Consider the following 16,949-nt stretch of genomic DNA (forward strand, 5'->3'; position numbering starts at 1 on the left):
TGCGCTCCATGCCTGCGACGGGCGGCCCGAAGGGGGTGGGCGCCCGTGCGACGATCTCTCTATAATATAGTATCCGGCTGGGCCTGATCCCCGGCCTCGCCGCTCAGCAGGGCGCGCTGCGCTTCGAGCAGCAGCACGTAACGATGCTGGGCTTGCGGATCGTTGGTTTCTTCCAGCATTCTCCGAGCCTCGGCCAGATCGTGGTCCAACTCCGCCTTGCCCCGCAGCAGGCTGAAAAAATGCCACCAGGCCTCCAGCGCCTCCTTCGGCTGCGCCTCGGGATCGGCGGCCTGGCAAAGCCCCTGCTTCCTGCTCGCCCAGGACGCGACAGACTCGCATCCCGCTTGTCGGAGGTGGTCCATCAGCCTCGTCGAGTCAAGGTGATCGGCGTCGGGAAGCCATGTGAGAAGCGCCTCCCTGAGCTGTGAGCAATCTCCCTGTGGCAGGTCGAGCGAGGCCAGGGCCTCATCCACCTCGGGCAGCAGGGGGGGATGGTGGAGAAGGATCGCCAAAAGGTTGCGCGCACGCTCCAGACGTATCGCGTCGTGGTCGATAGCAGGGCGCAGCAGGCCGCGGATGGAAGCCAGCTCGCCCGGCTTTCCGCGCGGCGTCCAGGCCGGGCGCGGGGCCGAAGCCGGGCGGGCGCCGCGACCCTCGGCAAAGAAGCGGTCGAGCCAGGCCCGGCGGTACTCGCTGGAGAGGGTCTTGTCGGGGATACTCTTCGCCGCCGCGTCCAGTCGGTGGCGGAAGGCGGCACGCTGCTCCGGCGTCGCCGGCGGGCTCGTCCCGGCCAGCAGGTCGTAGAGCGCGATGGAGAGCGGCTTCGCCCCGGCAAGTACCGCCTCGAAGGCAGGCGGGCCGCCTTTCGCCACCAGCGTGTCGGGGTCTTCGCCGCCGGTGAGCACCGCCAGGCGCAGGCTGCGGTCCGGCGCGAGCAGCGGCAGGGCCAGCTCGGCGGAGCGGAAGGCGGCCTTGGCGCCGGCGGCGTCGCCGTCGAAGCAGAGCACGGGCTCCGGCGAGACCTGCCAAAGTGCGTCCATCTGCTCGGCCGTCAGCGCGGTCCCGAGCGGGGCGACCGCGCCGCCGAAGCCGGCCTGGTGCAGGGCGATGACATCCATATAGCCCTCGACGACGACGACCGTGGCGCCGCGGAAGGCGCCTTCCCGCGCCAGGTCGAGGCCGTAGAGGCTGCGGCGCTTGGAGAAGAGTTCCGTCTCCGGGCCGTTGACGTATTTCGGCTGGCCGTCGCCGAGGATGCGGCCGCCGAAGCTGATCGTCCGCCCGCGCCGGTCGCGGATCGGGAAGATCACGCGGTTGAAGAACATGTCGACCAGCCCTGCCTCCGGCCGGTCCGGGTCGCGCGGCTTCATCAGCCCGGCGGCGACGAGCTGCTCGGGCGTGATGCCCTCGCCCTTGAGGTCGGCGGCCAAGGCCCCCCTGCCCTCGCCCGACCAGCCGAGACCGAAGCGGGCGATGGTCGCCTCCGTCAGGCCGCGGCGGCGGAGGTAGTCGAGCGCGGCGCGGCCCTCGGGCAGCATCAGACGGCGGCGGAAGGCGGCCTCGGCCGCGGCGCAGACGCCGTAGAGGTCCTTCGCACGGCGCTCGCGCTCGGCGGCCTGGGGCGTCGCCTTCGGCACCTGCATCCCCGCCTCGCCGGCGAGGCGTTCGACGGCCTCGGGGAAGCTGGCGCCCTCGGCGCGCATGAGGAAGGTGATCGCATCCCCATGCGCGCCGCAGCCGAAGCAGTGGAAGTGGTCGTCATAGACGTAGAAGGACGGCGTCTTCTCGTTGTGGAAGGGGCAGCACCCCTTCCACTGCCGCCCGTTCCGCGCGAGGCGGGTCTTGCGGCCGATCAGGCCCGGCAGCGGCGTCCGGGCCCGCAGCTCCTCGAGGAAGGCGGGCGGGAGGGCCATCGGCCGGGCGCGGCTGTCAGTCCGCCTCGTGCTGGTCCGGGGCGGCGGCGCTGTTGAGCAGGATGTAGCGCTCGATGCCGATCAGCTTGATGAGGTCGAACTGGCGGTCGAGGAAGTCGACATGCTCCTCCTCGTTCGCGAGGATCTTCAGCAGCAGGTCGCGCGAGACGAAGTCGCGGACGCTCTCGGCATAGGCGATGCCCTCGCGCAGGTCGCCGGTCGCCTTCTCCTCGATGGCGAGGTCGGCGCGGAGGATCTCCTCCACGGTCTGGCCAACCAGCACCTGGTTCAGCCGCTGCAGGTTGGGCAGGCCGCCGAGGAAGAGGATGCGCTCGATGAGCCAGTCGGCGTGGCGCATCTCCTCGATCGATTCCTTGTACTCGTGCGCGCCGAGCTTGGTCACGCCCCAGTGCCGCAGGATGCGGGCGTGCAGGAAGTACTGGTTGATCGCCGTCAGCTCGTTGGTGAGCTGGGTGTTCAGATGCTCGATGACCTTGGGGTCGGCCTTCATGGCGGCTCCGGCACGAAAGGGCGCCAGGAGCCATGGGCCCCTGGCGCGCGCTGAGGATGAGCCGACTTGTATAGCAGAACGCGGCGTCAGGAAGCCGGAGTTTGCACCACGGGCGCGGCTAAGTCACGGATCATATTGAGTATCATTCGCGTACACGTCCCGCATTGCGCCTTGCAGGCGCAATGGGCATAGACGTCGCGCGGCTTGCTCGCGCCCTTCTCGACCGCCTCGGTGACCTGCTTGTCGGAGAGCGCGTTGCAGAGGCAGAGGATCATCGCCGCCTCTCCCTCAGCGCCAGCCGGCGCGCTGCATGATCTGCAGCGCCTGCGTGGCATTCACATTGGTGCGCTCGGCATCGACCGGCTCGGGCCGGAAGCTGCCCATGGCGCGCAACGCGGGGTGCAGCGGCGCGTCGGCGACGGCCGGGTATTCCATGTTGCCGAGGGCAAAGCGCTCCTGCGCCGGGCCGCTCGTCAGGTATTCGAGGAAGCGCACGGCGGCGGCGCGGTTCGGCGCGGTCTTCACCAGACCGGCGCCGGAGATGTTCACATGCGCGCCGCGGTCTCCCGCCGCCTGGTTCGGGAAGATGACGCCGATGCGGGCGAACAGCGCCTTGTCCTCGGCGCGCTCGGAAGCACCGATCGCCGCGAGGTAGTAGGTATTGGCGATGGCGAGCCCGCACTGCCCGGCCGGGATGGCGCGGAACTGGTCGCGGTCGCCGCCCTGGGGCGGGCGCGCGAGGTTGGCGGCGAAGCCCTTGGCCCATTCCTCCGTCCGCTCCGGCCCGTTGGCGGCGAGGACCGAGGCGCCGAGGCTGGTGTTGTAGGGATGGCTGGAGGCGCGGGCGCAGATCTGCCCGCGGAAGCGCGGGTCGGCCAGGTCCTCGTAGCGCACGAGCCCCTCAGCGACGCCGCGCTCCTTGTCGTACATGATGACGCGCGCCCGGGTGGAGACGGCGAACCACTGGCCGTCGCGGTCGCGCAGCCCGGCCGGGACGCGCTGCTCGATCACCGGCGAGCGCAGCGGCGCCAGGATGCCGGCCGAGGCGGCGCGTGCCAGCCGCGCCGCATCGACGGTGATGAAGACATCGGCCGGGCTGTTCGCGCCCTCGTTGCGGATGCGCTCGATCAGCTGGTCGGCATCGCCCTCGATGAGGCGGATGCGGATGCCGGTCTCGCGGGTGAACTCCTCATAGAGCGCCCGGTCGCTGTCGTAATGCCGCGAGGAATAGAGGTTGACCTCCTCGGCGGCGGCCTGGCCGGACCAGGCGGCGAGGCAGGCGGCGGCGGCGAGGGCAAGCAGGCGTCGCGTCGGGCGGGCAGGCATGCTGACGTCTTCTCCGGACTGGCGCTGCGGGCTTGATAATGGCAGTGAGAACCATTCGCAAGTAACTTCCGCAGCGCGCAGGCGGAACATGCCCGACTGCCCGCCACCCCGCATTGATCCGGCTCAACCCGCCGCGCGCAGCCCGCGTAGGAAGCGGCTCCGCCCGCCGGCCGCCGCCATCAGCAGGGTGTGGTCGGAGCCGGCGAGGATGAAGCGGGCGCCGAGCTTGATGTAGGCCGCGGCCCAGGTCTCGTCGTAGACGCCGCCCATGCCGAGCACCTTGCCCGCCGCCGCGCAGGCCGCCGCCACCTTGGCATAGGCCGCCTGCACCCGCTCATGGCCGATCTGGCCGGGGATGCCCATGGAGGCGGTGAGGTCCGAGGTGCCGATCATCAGCACGTCGATGCCGGGGACGGCGGCGATCACGTCCGCATTCTCGACCGCCTCCGGCGTCTCGATCATGCAGGAGACGAGAATCTCGCGGTTCAGCTCGGCCTGCGCCTCGGCAACCGGGGGCGGCTGGAAGTTGTAGGCGAAGGGCGGCCCGCCCCAGGAACGGGTGCCGAGGGGCGGGAAGCGGAAGGCGGCGGCAACCGCCCTCGCCTCCTCCGGCGTGTCCACATGCGGCACGACGACGCCCATGGCGCCGTTGTCGAGCGCGCGCGTGCCCTCGAAAAGCGCATCCTTGCAGCAGCGGACGATGGGGGTGATGCCCTGGCCGAGTGCGGCGATGGCGATCTGCGTCGCCTCATGGACCGAGGCGGCGCCGTGCTCCATGTCGATGAAGAGCCAGTCATAGCCGGTCGCCGCCGCGATCATGCCGACCGCGCTGCCGCGCAGGTGGTGAACCCCGAAGCCGAGCGAGACCTCGCCCCCCTGCATCCGCTGCCGGGCATGGTTCGGCACGATGGCCATGGCGCGTTCCTCCGTCCGTCCTGCGGAGAAGCGCACCATGCCCCGTGCCGGCGGTCAATCAGGCGGCGCGCCGCCGCCGCTTGCCCAGGCGTGCCACGTCGGCGAGCCGCCGGTCGAGGAAGTCGAGGGCGTCCCCTACCTCCGGGTCGTCGTCCCGCATCCAATAGGCGAGCGTCGCACCATAGACGCCGGCCAGCGTCGCCCGCCGCGTGTACCAGGAGAAATCGGCCGAGGCGTCGCCCGCCGCATGCCACATGGCATCCACCGTCTGCGCCGTGGTGCGGAGCGCTGTGGGCGTGTTCCAGGGCAGCGCAAGCAGGCTGAGCGCCCGCCGGAGCGCCCGCTTGTGCGGCGCCGTGGCGCGCAGCCGCAGCTCCACCACCCGGCGGATGCGTGCCGGGACTCGGAGGGCGGCGATGTCCTCCGCGGCGGCGGCCGCTTCCATCTCGCGGTTGGCGAGGTCGATCCAGTGGGCAACGGCGCTTACGGGCCCCGAGGGGAAATGGCTCTCCGCCAGCGCCGGGTCCTCACCGATGGCGGCGAGGCCGGCCCGCAGCGTGCCCCAATTCCAGCCCTCATCGGCGGCGAGGGGCAGCATGGCCCGCACCGCCGCATCGCGGATGTCGCTGCGCTCGGTCATCGTGAGGGACTCCCCGCGGCGCGGGCCAGCTCCTCGGTGAAACCGAAGAGCGAATGGTCGGTCATCCGCATCGGATAGAGGATGCCGTCCAAGTGGTCCGTCTCGTGCTGCATGACCCGCGCCGTCATCGCCTCCGCCTCGCCTTCCACCGGATTTCCCTCGGCATCGAGGCCGCGATAGCGGATTCGGCGCGGCCGCTCCACCGCGCCGCGGAGGCCGGGGATGGAGAGGCAGCCCTCCCAGGCCAGGTCCGCCTCCTCGCCGAGCGGCTCCAGCTCCGGATTGACCAGGACGGCGACACCGGTCGGCCCGCGCCAGACGAACAGCCGGAGCGGCACATGGACCTGCGGCGCGGCGAGGCCGATGCCCGAAGCATCCAGCATCGTCTCGGCCATGTCGGCGATCAGCCGGCGGATCTCGGGATGGGTCGGGTCGTCCACCGGCTCCGCCTCGCGCAGCAACACCGGGTGGCCCATGCGAGCGATCTTCAATATGGCCACGGCTGCCCTCCTCCGGCTGTCCCGCCCGATTTGGGGATATGCGGGCCGGAGTGGGAGGGGGCTTCCCGCACCGGCCCTTCCCATGCTAGGGAATTACCCCTCCGCATCAGGGTGGGGATGGCGAGGGTGGCCGGCTTCGACCGAGCCGCCTGCAACCGCGCCCCCTGAGCGGCGATTCCTGTTTCTTCGTCAAGCCCATGGAGGCAAGGCCGCGTGCAAGTCGTCGTTCGTGACAACAACATCGACCAGGCGCTGAAGGCGCTCAAGAAGAAGCTTCAGCGCGAGGGTGTGTTCCGCGAGATGAAGCTGCGCCGCCATTACGAAAAGCCGTCCGAGCGCCGCGCCCGCGAGGCCGCCGAGGCCGTCCGCCGCGCCCGCAAGGTCGAGCGCAAGCGCCTGGAGCGCGAGGGCTTCTAAGCCTCCGCAAGCCGCTTCCCCGGCTTGCATCCGCGGCGCGTCAGGGCACACTCCCCTCAACGAACGGGGGGAGAGTTCCATGGCGCCACCGCCGCCCAGCTTGCAGCTTTACTGGTCCAGCCGGTCGCCTTTCGTCAGGAAGGTGATGGTCTGCGCGCATGAGCGCGGGCTCGCGGACCGGATCGAGCGCATCCCGGCCGTCGTCGCCCTGACGCGGACGGAGCGGAGCCTCCTGCCTCGCAACCCGCTCGGCCGCATTCCGACCCTGGTGATGCCTGATGGCGGGGTGCTCTTCGATTCCATCGTCATCTGCGAGTACCTCGACGGCCTCGGCGAGGCGCCACGGCTCTTTCCCGCGCCTGGCCCGGCGCGGATCGATGCCATGCAGCGCCATGCCCTCGGCACCGGCTTCATGGAGATGCTGCTGCTCTGGCGGGGCGAGTCGCTGCGGGAGCAACCCTCCGCCGTCATCATCGAGAATTTCGAGGTCAAGCGCGCCGCGGTGATCCCGGCGCTCGAGGCGCTGGTGCCGCAGCTGGAAGCGACGCCCTACGACATCGGCCATGTCGCGATCGGCTGCAGCCTCTCCTATCTCGACTTCCGCTGGCCGGAATTCGACTGGCGCAGCCCGAGCCCGCGGCTGGCCTCCTGGCACGCGGCCTTCAGCGCCCGGCCAGCCGTCCAGGCCACCGCCCATATCGACGCCTGAGGGGGAGCGCGGCCATGCAGAGCCTCACGATCGGCGACGTCACCATCACCAGCATCATCGAGCGCGACGGGCCCTGGCGCCGGCCGGAGGACATGTTCCCGGCCTACGATCCGGTGCGCGGCCGGCAGTTCCTCGCGGAGATGGACCCGGTCGTCTTCGACCCGGTGAGCGGCCGCATGGTCATCACCTACCAGACATTCGTGGTCCGCACCCCGAAGCACACCATCCTCGTCGACACCTGCACCGGCGAGGACAAGGGCTTTCCTCCGCCGATGGACTTCCCGAAGGCGCCGTGGCTAGAGGGCTTCCGCGCCGAGGGGCTGCGCTTCGAGGATATCGACTACGTCTTCTGCACCCATCTCCACATCGACCATTGCGGCTGGAACACCCGCCTGGTGAACGGCCGCTGGGTGCCGACCTTCCCGCGTGCGAAATACGTGTTCCACAAGGGCGAGTACGCCGCCTGGGAGGAAGCCACGCAGCGCGGCGCCACCCCGCCCGGCCAGGTCTGGCGGATGAATTGCGAGCCGGTGGTCGCGGCCGGGCAGGCGCTGCTGGTCGATGACGACTTCGCCCTCGACGACTGCATCCATCTTTCGCCCTCGCCGGGCCACTCGCCCTGCCATTGCTGCGTGAACATCACCTCCGGCGGCCAGCGGGCCGTCGTCACCGGGGACCTGATGCATCACGCCCTGCAAATCCGGGAGCCTGCCTGGTCCACCATCTTCGACTGGAACGCGGAGCAGGGCATCGCCTCCCGCCGGCGCTTCCTTGCCGAGGTGGCGGATACGCCGACCGTGGTGCTGCCCATCCACTTCCCCGGGCGGACCGCCGGGCGCGTGGCGGCCGCAGCGGATGGCTTCCACTACAATTTCCTCGAGGAGTGAGCACATGGCCCGCCTGCCCTATCTGGAGAAGGCCGACCTCGCGCCCGGGGACCAGACACTGCTCGCCCGCGACATCAACCTGCACAAGATCCTGGCCCACAACCCGGCGGCGGCGCGGGCCTTCGGCACGCTCGGGCAGTATCTGCGGCATGGCACGACGCTCGACGCCCGGCTGCGCGAGCTGGTCATCCTGCAGATCGGCTGGCAGGCACGCTCACCCTATGAGTGGTCGCATCATATCAAGATCGGTTACGATTTCGGCGTCACCGACGACGACATCGCCGGGCTGATCGCCGAGAGCCGCGGCGGGGACTCGACGCTCGAGCCGCTGGCCCGGCTCTGCCTGCGGGCGGCGCGGGAGCTGTACGAGGGCGCCATCGGTCCCGCCACCTTCACCGAACTCGCGGCGCAGCTCGACCCCGCGAGCCTCACCGACCTGGTGGTGACCGCGAGCTTCTACTGCGCCGTGGTGCGGCTGCTGGCCAGCTTCGAGATCGATGTGGAGGAGAGCTACCGGCGCCACCTGGAGGCCTTCCCGCTTCCGGCGGGCTGAGGGAGGGCGCGCCCCAATCTTCCCACTGGGCAACCGTCCCCCGCCATGGGATGACCAGGGGATAATATCATCTTGGGGGATCAGGACGCCATGAGCGCCACGCAGCCTGCCCGGAAGCCCCGCGGCCGCCAGTTCTTCGCCAATCCGGGACCGACCAATATCCCGGACTCCGTGCTGCTGGCCGGCGCTCGCCAGACCGTCGACTTCAACGACCCGAATTTCGTCGAGGTCTATACCGCCTGCATCGACGGGCTGAAGCGCGTCCTCAAGACCACGCAGAACATCTTCCTCTATACCGGCTCCGGCCATGCCGCCTGGGAAGCCTGCCTCGTCAACCTGCTCTCACCAGGTGATGCGGTGCTGATCGTCGAGAGCGGCTACTTCTCCGAATCCTGGGCGAAGATGGCGAAGGACCTCGGCCTCGAGGTGCAGACGGTCGCCGCCGACTGGCGCCGCGGCGCCGACCCGGCCGCGGTGCAGGCGGCGCTGGCGGCCGACCGCACCCATGCCATCAAGGCCGTCTGCGTCGTCCACAACGAGACGGCGACGGGCATGACGCTGCCGGTGCAGGAGATCCGCGCCGCCATCGACGCCGCCGGCCACCCGGCGCTGCTGCTGGCCGACACCATCTCCTCCCTCGGCTCGCTCGACTTCCGCATGGACGAGTGGGGCGTCGATGCCTCGGTCGGCGGCAGCCAGAAGGGGCTGATGCTGCATACGGGGATGAGCTTCAACGGCGTCTCCGCCAAGGCGATGGAGGCGCACAAGACCTCGCGCCTGCCGAAGCACTACTTCAACTGGACCAACATGCTGGCGCGGCCGCACAAAAGCTTCGTCGGCACGGTGCCCGTCAGCTTCTTCTACGCCCTGCAGGAGAGCCTCCGCCTGATCGAGCAGGAGGAGGGGCTGGAGAACGTCTTCGCCCGGCATCACCGGCTGGCGCAGGCGGTGCGGGCGGCGGTGCAGCACTGGTCCGGCAACAACGGCCCGCAGCTCTTCTGCCTGAACCCCGCCCGCTACTCCGACAGCGTGACGGCGATCCTGATGCCGGAGGGCTTCAATGCCGACGACCTGCGCGCGGTGGCGTTGAAGCGCTTCAACGTCTCGCTCGGCGGCGGGCTCGGGCCGCTCGGCGGCAAGGTCTTCCGCATCGGCCATCTCGGCGACCTGAACGAGCCGATGATCCTCGGCACGCTCTCGACCGTGGAGCTGGCGATGCGGGTGGCCGGCGTGCCGCATGCGCCGGGTGGCGTGGACGCGGCGATCGCGGCGCTGGCCGACTGAAGCCATGAGGATGGCCGGGCTGCCCGGACCATCCTCCCCTACTTCAGCACGAAGTCCCGCATCACCTCCGGCCGGAAGGCAAGGCCGTGCCCCGGCGTCTCCTGCGCATGGATCATCCCCGCTTCGATCCGCGGATGCTCGACCCAGAGATCGTCGAGCAGCCCCATCTGCTCCGCCCAGGCGGCGTTCGGGATGCTGGCCAGCAGGTGGACGTTCAGCTCCGGGAAGAGGTGCGGCGCGATCGTCATCCCCCAGGTGTCGGCGACGGTTGCGATCTTGCGCAGCTCGGTCAGCCCGCCGCGCATCGGATCGGGTTGCAGGATCGGCAGCCTTGGGTTCTCCAGCACGGGCTTGAGGTCGGCCCGGCCGAAATGCGTCTCGCCGCCGACCACCCGCGTCGTCAGCGCCTCGGCGCAGCGGAGATAGCCCGAGAAATCGTCCGGCAGCACCGGCTCCTCGATCCAGTAGGGGTCGTACTCCTCGAAGGCGCGGCCGGCGATGATGGCCTGGTCCGCCGTCCAGCCCATGTTGATGTCGATCATGATCTCGACATCCGGCCCGACCGCATCGCGCACCATGCGGAGATTGCGGACATCCTGCCGCCAGTCGCCGATATGCGCCGCCTGCATCTTGATGGCCTTGTAGCCGCCCTCGACGAAATGCCGCGCCTTGGCCGCCATCCCCTCGCCGAGCGAGCCGCGGAAGCAGCCGCTGCCATAGACGGGAATGGTGCTCCGCACGTGACCCCAGAGCCGATGCAGCGGCAGGCCCGCCGACTTGCCGAGGATGTCCCAGAGCGCGATGTCGATGGCCGATTGCGCCATCATCGTCACGCCGCCACGGCCGCCGGTGACGCTCATCCGCCAGAGATCCTGCCAGATGCCCTCCACCTCCGTCGCGCTGCGGCCGATCACGCGGGGTGCCATCGCCTCCTCGATGCAGAGGCCGATGGTGCGTTGCAGGGGCAGCGTCAGCAGGTGCAGGTAGCCCATCCCGGTGATGCCGGATGCGGTCTCGACCTCGACCACCACGAGATCCCGCATCGGCCCGAGCGGATGCCCGGCCAGCCAGGGATCCTCCGGCCAGGGCAGGCGCAGCAGGGTCGTCCGCAGGGCGCGGATGGTCAGGTCGTTCACGGTCGTTCCTCCCCGTTCGGGATGTGCCGCCAGAGCCTGCGCGTCAGCAGCAGCGCCAGCAACCCCTCCGCCCCGCTGATCGCCGCCGCCATGGGCGCGCCCAGCCAGTCGGCCAGCAGGCCGATATGGACGAAGCCGACCGGCCCGATCCCGATGCAGACCGAGAGCAGGCCGAGCACGCGGCTGCGCAGCGCGATCGGCGCCAGCCGGTAGACCAGCGTCGCCTGCATGATGCTGAACCCCGCCTGGCCGAAGCCGGTCAGCAGCAGCGCCGCCCCCGCCGCCCAGGGGTGCGGCGCCAGCGCGAAGAGCATCTGCATCAGGAAGAACATCGTGATGCCGCCGAGATAGCAGCGCCCGTAGACCGGCGGCCGCACCCAGGCGGCGACGGCGAGCGCGCCGAGGAAGGCGCCGACGCCGTCCATGCTGGCGAGCACGCCGACCGCCTCCGGCCCGAGTTGCAGGCGATCGGCCGCCACCACCGGGATCAGGCTGGTGAAGGGCCAGCCGAAGATGTTGAAGATGATGGTGACGAGCAGCGTGCCGGACAGCCGCGGGTCGGCCCGCACCGCCGCCAGCCCCTCGCGGATGCGGGCGCCGACGCCGGTGCCGTCCGCGGCCCGGACGCCGCTGCGGTAGCGGAGCCGCAGCATCGCCACCACCGCCAGCCCATACAGCCCGACCGAGACGATGAAGGTCCCGCTGATGCCGACCGCGGCGAAGATCAGCCCGGAGAGCGTAGGCCCCAGCATGCGGCTGGCGTTGTTGCTGCCGACATCGGCCGACATGGCGGCACCCATCCGCGCGGCGCCCGCCACCTCGCCGACCATCACGCGCCGTACCGGGTTGTCGGCGGCCCAGGAGAGGCCGTTGATGAAGCTGGCCACGGCGAGGTGCCAGACCTCCAGCATCCCGGCCAGGGCCAGCAGGGCGAGGACCAGCGAGGTCACCAGGCTGACGAGGACGATGCCGAGCAGCGCCGTCCAGGCCTCCACCCGTTCCGCCACCGCGCCGAGCACGGCGCCGAAGAGCCCCATCGGCAGGACGCGCAACATCCCGAGCATCGAGACGAGGAAGGCGGAGCCGGTGGCCTGCCAGGCGAAGAGCGCGACGGCCAGCGTCTCCAGCCAGCGAACCAGGAAGATGACGAGCCCGACGAACCAGAGTCGCCGGAAGTCCGGCATGGCGAAGAGCTGCGGCTCTCCTGCCGCGGATGCGGTCACGCGGATCGATTCCTCCCGGCGCTTTCCCGCATGGTGGCGCGGCCGCGGCGTGCTGGCCAGACGCCATGGCTGCAACGACGTAATCCGGCCGTCAGGGAACAGGGAGGAGCCCAGGCCGTTGATGCGGCGCAGGCCCGGCGAGCGCGGGGCCGGGCACCCTGATTTGGGAGAGAGCTTTGCACGTCGACAAGCCCAGCCGCATTCATGGCTGGCTGGCGCATTCCTTGCGCCCCGCCCTTCATTTTGCCGCCGACCGGATTCCCTGGCTCGATCGCCTGCGCGTCGAGCGACGCCTGCGCAACACGCTGCGGGCCTCGCTCGGCTACGAACCCGATTTCCGCCATCCACGGACCTTCAACGAGCGCATCGCCCACAAGATCCTGAACGACCGCAATCCGCTGATCCCGCTGACCCTCGACAAGGTGAGGGTGCGCGACTGGGTGGCGGAGCGGATCAACGCCGACTACCTCGTGCCGCTGCTCGGCATCTGGGAGCGGGCGCGGGACATTCCCTGGGACGACCTGCCCGGCAGCTTCGTTGCCAAGACCAACCACGGCAGCGCCTACAACCTGATCGTGCCCGACAAGGCGAAGCAGGACCGCGCCGAGGCGATCCGCACCCTCGATGGCTGGATGGCCGAGAATTACTATGAGCGCGCCCGGGAATGGGGCTACCGCGACATTCCGCGCCGCATCCTGGTCGAGGAATTCCTGCGCGGCCGCGACGGCGGCGTGCCGGAGGATTACAAGCTCTTCTGCTTCGGCGGCCAGCCGCGGCTGCTGAAGGTGATCCACGGCCGGTTCACCCCCGCCGACCGGCATTTCTACTACGACCCGCAGACGCTGGAGCCGCTCGACCTCGGCTCCTTCCATCCGGCCAATTTCCCCGACGACCCGCCTCCGCCGCCCGAAGCGCGCGGGCTCTGCGACCTTGCCGCGCGGCTCGCCGCGCCCTTCGATGCCGTCCGCGTCGATTTCTACCTGATCGACGGGCGCCCCTATTTCGGGGAGCTGACGCACTATACGGGCGCCGCCTCGCTCTCGCTGGGCTCCTACGAGAAGGACCTCAGGGTAGGCGAGATGTGGGAAGAGGGACTGCGCCAGCGCGACAGGACCAGGGCCGTCTCTGGTGGCCGATTACGCGCGCCCACCGAGTATCCCGCGCCGGGCTGACGCTCGGCCGGATCATACCGGGCGCGGCCTGGAGGGCCTCCGCCACCGGCAGCCGGGCCGTTCAGCCCGGCGCCCATCCGGGCGGCGCCATCTCGAACCCCTCGAAGCGGAAGGCCGGGCTGACGGTGCAGCCGACCAGCGTCCAGGCGCCGAGGCTTCGCGCCGCTTGCCACCAGCCTGCCGGCACCAGGGCGAAGGGCCGCTCCCCGGCGCCGAGATCCGGCCCCAGGCCGATCTCCTCAATGGTCCTGCCGTCCGTCGAGAGGCCGAGCGCCAGGGCCGCGCCGGCATGCCAGTGCCAGCCCTCGGCGGCATCGACCCGGTGCCAGTGGCTTCGCTCCCCGGCCGCGAGAAGGTAGAGGATCGAGGTTCCCGCACCGCGCGCGCCATCCCCGGGCGCATCGCGCCAGGTCTCGCGGTAATGCCCGCCCTCGGGATGCGGGCGGAGGCCAAGCGCGGCGATCACCGCCGCAGCCTCCAGCCCCGGGTCGCGGAGGTTCAGCGGAAATTATCCTTGCCGGTGCGGATGGCGGCGAGGCGAGCCACGTCGCCGGCGCGGAGGAAGGGGTTGGCGGCCTTCTCCTCGCCGATGGTCGTCGGCACGGTGGCGCGGCCGGCGGCACGCTCGGCCTTCACCTCGGCGGCGCGGGCCTGGAGGGCGGCGTTGTCGGGCTCGACGGTGAGGGCGAAGCGGGCGTTGCTCTCGGTGTATTCATGGCCGCAGCAGACGAGCGTCGCCTCCGGCAGGGCGGCGAGGGCTTCGAGGGAGTAGAACATCTGCGCCGCCGTCCCCTCCAGAAGCCGGCCGCAGCCGAGGGAGAAGAGCGTGTCGCCGCAGAGCAGCACGTCGCCCTCGGCGAAATGGAAGGCGATATGGCCGACGGTGTGGCCGGGCGTGTCGATCACCACGCCCTTCGTCGCGCCGACCGCCACCGTCTCCCCGGGCTTGAGGGCGAGGTCGAGGGGCGGCAGGCGGTGGGCATCGGCGGCGGCGCCCACGACCTTGGCGCCGAAGCGGGCGCGGACCTCCTCGACGCCGTCGATGTGATCGCCATGATGGTGGGTCAGAAGGATGAGGTCGCAGCGCCCCCCTGCCGCCTCCAGCGCGGCGATCGCCGGCCCTGCCTCGCCCGGGTCGCAGACGGCGACGGTCCCGGTCGCCGCGTCGCGGAGAAGCCAGGCGTAATTGTCGGAGAGGCAGGGAATCGCAGTGGCCGAGACCGGCATGGCGGGGACCTCCTTCACGCTGCCCCGTGAACTCCGGGGCCGATTCGTCCTATATCCTCCCCATGCGCCACGAGGTCCACGGCCTGCGGGATTTCTATGCCACCCCGGCGGGGCTTGTCGCCGCGCGCCTGCTGCGCGAGCGGCTGCGCCTGGCCTGGCCGGAGCTGCCGCGTGGGGCGGCGCTGCTCGGCCTCGGCTATGCCAGCCCCTTCCTGCGGATCTGGCACCGGGGCGGGGCGCGCTGCGTCAGCCTGCTGCCGCCGCATCTGCCGGAATGGCGCTGGCCGCGCAGCGCCCGCAGCCGCACCGCCATCGGCGAGGGCGAGGCCCTGCCCTTCCCCGACCTGTGCTTCGACCGCATCCTGCTGGTGCATGGGCTGGAACATGCCGAGAATGCCCGCCGTCTGCTGCGCGAGGCCTGGCGTGTGCTGAGGGATGACGGCCGGCTGCTGATCGTGGCACCGAACCGCCTTGGCCTCTGGGCGCATCTCGAGCGCACGCCCTTCGGCCATGGCGAGCCCTATTCGACGGGGCAGCTGGAGCGCCTGCTGCGCCGCCAGCTCTTCGCGGTGACGCGGCGCGATTCGGCGCTTTTCGTCCCGCCCTTCCGCACCCGCCTGCTGCTGCGCGGCGCGGGTGCCTGGGACCGGCTCGGCAGCAGGCTCTGCCCTGGCTTCGGCGGGGTCACGCTGATGGAAGCGACCAAGGATTTCTCGGAGCTGATCCCGGCCGGGGCGGTGCCGGCGGCGGCGCGGCGGCGGCGCGTGGTGGTGGCGGAGACGGCGTAGCAGCCAGCCACGGGCCGGTCGGCACGCGATTTGCAGTGACCGGGCGATACGCAAGCCCGGGGTTCCCGCATGTCCCTCACCCGCCGCGCCCTTCTCGGCGCTTCCGGCCTCGCCCTCGCGCCCAATGATTGGGCAGCCGCACCGGCCGCCGCCCAGGCCGAGCGCGTGATCCGTTACGGCATCTCCATGGCCGACATCCCGCAAACGACTGGCCAGCCGGATCGCGGCGCCGGCGCCTACCAGTTCACCGGGCACACCATCTACGACCCGCTGGTCGCCTGGGAGATGGACGTTGCCGATCGGCCGGGGAAGCTGGTGCCCGGCCTCGCCACGAAATGGGAGGCCGACCCGGCCGACCGCAGGAAATGGGTCTTCCGGCTGCGCGAGGGCGTGCGGTTCCACGACGGCTCGGCCTTCGACGCCGATGCCGTCGTCTGGAATTTCGAGAAGGTCCTGAACCCCCAGGCGCCGCATTTCGACAACCGGCAGGCGGCGCAGGTCAGGCCGCGGCTCCCCTCCGTCGCCTCCTGGCGCAAGCTGGACGCGATGACGGTCGAGGTCACCACCAAGGCGGTCGACAGCATCTTCCCCTACCAGATGCTCTGGTTCCTCATCTCCTCGCCGGCGCAGTACGAGAAGCTTGGCCGGAGCTGGGAGCGGTTCGCCTCCGAGCCCTCCGGCACCGGCCCCTTCCGCCTGGCGAAGCTGACGCCGCGGGCGAGCGCGGAGCTGGTGCGCAACACGGGTTACTGGGACCCGAAGCGCATCCCGAAGGCGGACCGCATCATCCTCGTCTGCGCGCCCGATGCGGTGACGCGCAGCAACGCCCTCCTCACCGGGCAGGTGGACTTCATCGAGACGCCGGCGCCCGACCTCGTCCCGCGCCTCCGGCAGTCCGGCGCGCGGATCATCGAGAACGTCACGCCGCATGTCTGGAACTACCATCTGAGCCTGTTGGAGAACTCGCCCTGGCGCGACATCCGCCTCCGCAAGGCGGCCAACCTCGCCATCGACCGCGACGGGGTGGTGGCGTTGATGAACGGGCTGGCCAAGCCCGCGGTCGGGGTGGTGGACCCAAGCTCGCCCTGGTTCGGCAACCCGGGCTTCAGGATCAGGCACGATCCCGCCGAGGCGCGGCGGCTGCTGGCGGAGGCCGGCTTCTCGCCGCGCAACCCGCTGAGGACGCGCTTCATCGTGGCGACCGGCGGCAGCGGCCAGATGCTGTCGATGCCGATGAACGAATACGTCCAGCAGAGCTGGCGCGAGGTCGGCATCGAGGTGGAGTTCGAGCCCGTCGAGCTCGAGGTGCTCTACACCTGCTGGCGCCAGGGCGCTGCCGGCGAGCTGGCGCGGAACGTCACCGCCAACAACGTCGCCTATGTGACGAGCGACCCGCTCTATGCGCTGATCCGCTTCTTCCACTCGAAGCAGATCGCCCCCACGGGGGTGAACTGGAGCCATTACCGCGATGCCGAGATGGACCTCCTGATCGACACCGCGATGCAGACCTTCGACCCCGCCGAGGTCGACCGGCTGATGGCGAAGGTCCATGAGAAGGCTGTCGATGAGGCGCTGCTCGTCTTCGTCGTGCACGACACCAACCCGCATGCCGCCTCGAACAAGGTGCGTGGCTACACCCAGGCGCAGCACTGGTTCCAGGACCTCACCACGCTGGCGTAACCACGCCATCGCGAAGCCCGGAGCGGCAGCGGCCATGCCAGCCTGATCCCTCGCCGCACCCGAAGCGG

19 protein-coding genes are annotated in these 16,949 nt (G+C 70.5%); 8 read left to right on the forward strand and 11 right to left on the reverse strand.

The window, feature by feature from the left end; all coding sequences use genetic code 11:
* Positions 1 to 59: 59 nt before the first annotated feature.
* From dnaG to def, 7 genes are all read right to left on the reverse strand, one after another.
* A complete protein-coding gene (gene dnaG, locus JMJ56_RS15245; RefSeq protein ID WP_202832611.1) occupies positions 60 to 1,913 on the reverse strand; it encodes a DNA primase in 1,854 nt (617 codons plus the stop codon).
* A 16-nt stretch (positions 1,914 to 1,929) separates the two neighbouring features.
* A complete protein-coding gene (gene bfr / locus JMJ56_RS15250; RefSeq protein ID WP_043364636.1) occupies positions 1,930 to 2,424 on the reverse strand; it encodes a bacterioferritin in 495 nt (164 codons plus the stop codon).
* Positions 2,425 to 2,510: 86 nt separating this feature from the next.
* On the reverse strand, positions 2,511 to 2,699 hold the full coding sequence (locus JMJ56_RS15255; protein ID WP_202832612.1) for a (2Fe-2S)-binding protein: 189 nt from the start codon (positions 2,697 to 2,699) through the stop codon (positions 2,511 to 2,513).
* Between the two features lie 13 nt (positions 2,700 to 2,712).
* Positions 2,713 to 3,750 carry an extracellular solute-binding protein gene (locus JMJ56_RS15260; RefSeq protein WP_202832613.1) on the reverse strand — a complete coding sequence of 346 codons (1,038 nt, stop codon included), beginning with the start codon at positions 3,748 to 3,750 and terminating at the stop codon, positions 2,713 to 2,715.
* Between the two features lie 123 nt (positions 3,751 to 3,873).
* On the reverse strand, positions 3,874 to 4,665 hold the full coding sequence (locus tag JMJ56_RS15265; protein WP_236037792.1) for an HpcH/HpaI aldolase family protein: 792 nt from the start codon (positions 4,663 to 4,665) through the stop codon (positions 3,874 to 3,876).
* A 58-nt stretch (positions 4,666 to 4,723) separates the two neighbouring features.
* Positions 4,724 to 5,305, reverse strand: coding sequence for a COQ9 family protein (locus tag JMJ56_RS15270; protein WP_202832614.1), 582 nt, complete (start codon positions 5,303 to 5,305; stop codon positions 4,724 to 4,726).
* On the reverse strand, positions 5,302 to 5,805 hold the full coding sequence (def, locus tag JMJ56_RS15275; RefSeq protein ID WP_202832615.1) for a peptide deformylase: 504 nt from the start codon (positions 5,803 to 5,805) through the stop codon (positions 5,302 to 5,304). The genes JMJ56_RS15270 and def overlap by 4 nt, the downstream gene beginning before the upstream one ends.
* A gap of 213 nt (positions 5,806 to 6,018) precedes the next feature.
* On the opposite strand from def, the gene rpsU reads away from it, so the two are divergent.
* The 5 genes from rpsU (at position 6,019) to JMJ56_RS15300 (ending at position 9,655) form a co-directional block, all read left to right on the forward strand.
* The gene (gene rpsU / locus JMJ56_RS15280) at positions 6,019 to 6,222 is read left to right on the forward strand and encodes a 30S ribosomal protein S21 (RefSeq protein WP_007006360.1); all 204 of its coding nucleotides are present in this window, start codon (positions 6,019 to 6,021) and stop codon (positions 6,220 to 6,222) included.
* A gap of 79 nt (positions 6,223 to 6,301) precedes the next feature.
* Positions 6,302 to 6,931: a glutathione S-transferase family protein gene (locus tag JMJ56_RS15285; protein ID WP_202832616.1), complete on the forward strand. Its 630-nt coding sequence runs from the start codon at positions 6,302 to 6,304 to the stop codon at positions 6,929 to 6,931.
* Positions 6,932 to 6,945: 14 nt separating this feature from the next.
* On the forward strand, positions 6,946 to 7,818 hold the full coding sequence (locus tag JMJ56_RS15290) for an MBL fold metallo-hydrolase (protein WP_202832617.1): 873 nt from the start codon (positions 6,946 to 6,948) through the stop codon (positions 7,816 to 7,818).
* Positions 7,819 to 7,822: 4 nt separating this feature from the next.
* Entirely contained in the window at positions 7,823 to 8,371 is a 549-nt protein-coding gene (locus JMJ56_RS15295; RefSeq protein WP_202832618.1) for a carboxymuconolactone decarboxylase family protein, read from the forward strand.
* A 90-nt stretch (positions 8,372 to 8,461) separates the two neighbouring features.
* A complete protein-coding gene (locus tag JMJ56_RS15300; RefSeq protein WP_202832619.1) occupies positions 8,462 to 9,655 on the forward strand; it encodes a pyridoxal-phosphate-dependent aminotransferase family protein in 1,194 nt (397 codons plus the stop codon).
* 38 nt (positions 9,656 to 9,693) lie between these two features.
* On the opposite strand, the gene JMJ56_RS15305 is transcribed toward JMJ56_RS15300, so the two are convergent.
* Together JMJ56_RS15305 and JMJ56_RS15310 are read right to left on the reverse strand one after the other, a co-directional pair.
* Positions 9,694 to 10,791: a mandelate racemase/muconate lactonizing enzyme family protein gene (locus tag JMJ56_RS15305; RefSeq protein WP_202832620.1), complete on the reverse strand. Its 1,098-nt coding sequence runs from the start codon at positions 10,789 to 10,791 to the stop codon at positions 9,694 to 9,696.
* Positions 10,788 to 12,014, reverse strand: a complete 1,227-nt coding sequence (locus JMJ56_RS15310; protein ID WP_202832621.1) for an MFS transporter — start codon at positions 12,012 to 12,014, stop codon at positions 10,788 to 10,790. Before JMJ56_RS15310 ends, JMJ56_RS15305 begins: the two co-directional genes overlap by 4 nt.
* 176 nt (positions 12,015 to 12,190) lie before the next feature.
* On the opposite strand from JMJ56_RS15310, the gene JMJ56_RS15315 reads away from it, so the two are divergent.
* Entirely contained in the window at positions 12,191 to 13,186 is a 996-nt protein-coding gene (locus JMJ56_RS15315) for an ATP-grasp fold amidoligase family protein (protein ID WP_202832622.1), read from the forward strand.
* A 61-nt stretch (positions 13,187 to 13,247) separates the two neighbouring features.
* Here JMJ56_RS15315 and JMJ56_RS15320 read toward each other — a convergent pair whose 3' ends face one another.
* The gene (locus JMJ56_RS15320) at positions 13,248 to 13,652 is read right to left on the reverse strand and encodes a cupin domain-containing protein (protein WP_328702389.1); all 405 of its coding nucleotides are present in this window, start codon (positions 13,650 to 13,652) and stop codon (positions 13,248 to 13,250) included.
* Positions 13,653 to 13,684: 32 nt separating this feature from the next.
* On the reverse strand, positions 13,685 to 14,413 hold the full coding sequence (gene gloB, locus JMJ56_RS15325) for a hydroxyacylglutathione hydrolase (RefSeq protein ID WP_202832623.1): 729 nt from the start codon (positions 14,411 to 14,413) through the stop codon (positions 13,685 to 13,687).
* Between the two features lie 62 nt (positions 14,414 to 14,475).
* Between gloB and JMJ56_RS15330 the strand changes: the two genes are divergently transcribed.
* Together JMJ56_RS15330 and JMJ56_RS15335 are read left to right on the forward strand one after the other, a co-directional pair.
* Complete coding sequence (locus JMJ56_RS15330; RefSeq protein WP_202832624.1) at positions 14,476 to 15,201, forward strand: class I SAM-dependent methyltransferase; 726 nt, start codon at positions 14,476 to 14,478, stop codon at positions 15,199 to 15,201.
* 69 nt (positions 15,202 to 15,270) lie between these two features.
* The gene (locus JMJ56_RS15335; protein ID WP_202832625.1) at positions 15,271 to 16,881 is read left to right on the forward strand and encodes an ABC transporter substrate-binding protein; all 1,611 of its coding nucleotides are present in this window, start codon (positions 15,271 to 15,273) and stop codon (positions 16,879 to 16,881) included.
* The last annotated feature ends 68 nt before the right edge of the window (positions 16,882 to 16,949 follow it).

It is taken from the genome of Belnapia arida (assembly GCF_016773205.1).
GTDB lineage: Bacteria > Pseudomonadota > Alphaproteobacteria > Acetobacterales > Acetobacteraceae > Belnapia > Belnapia arida.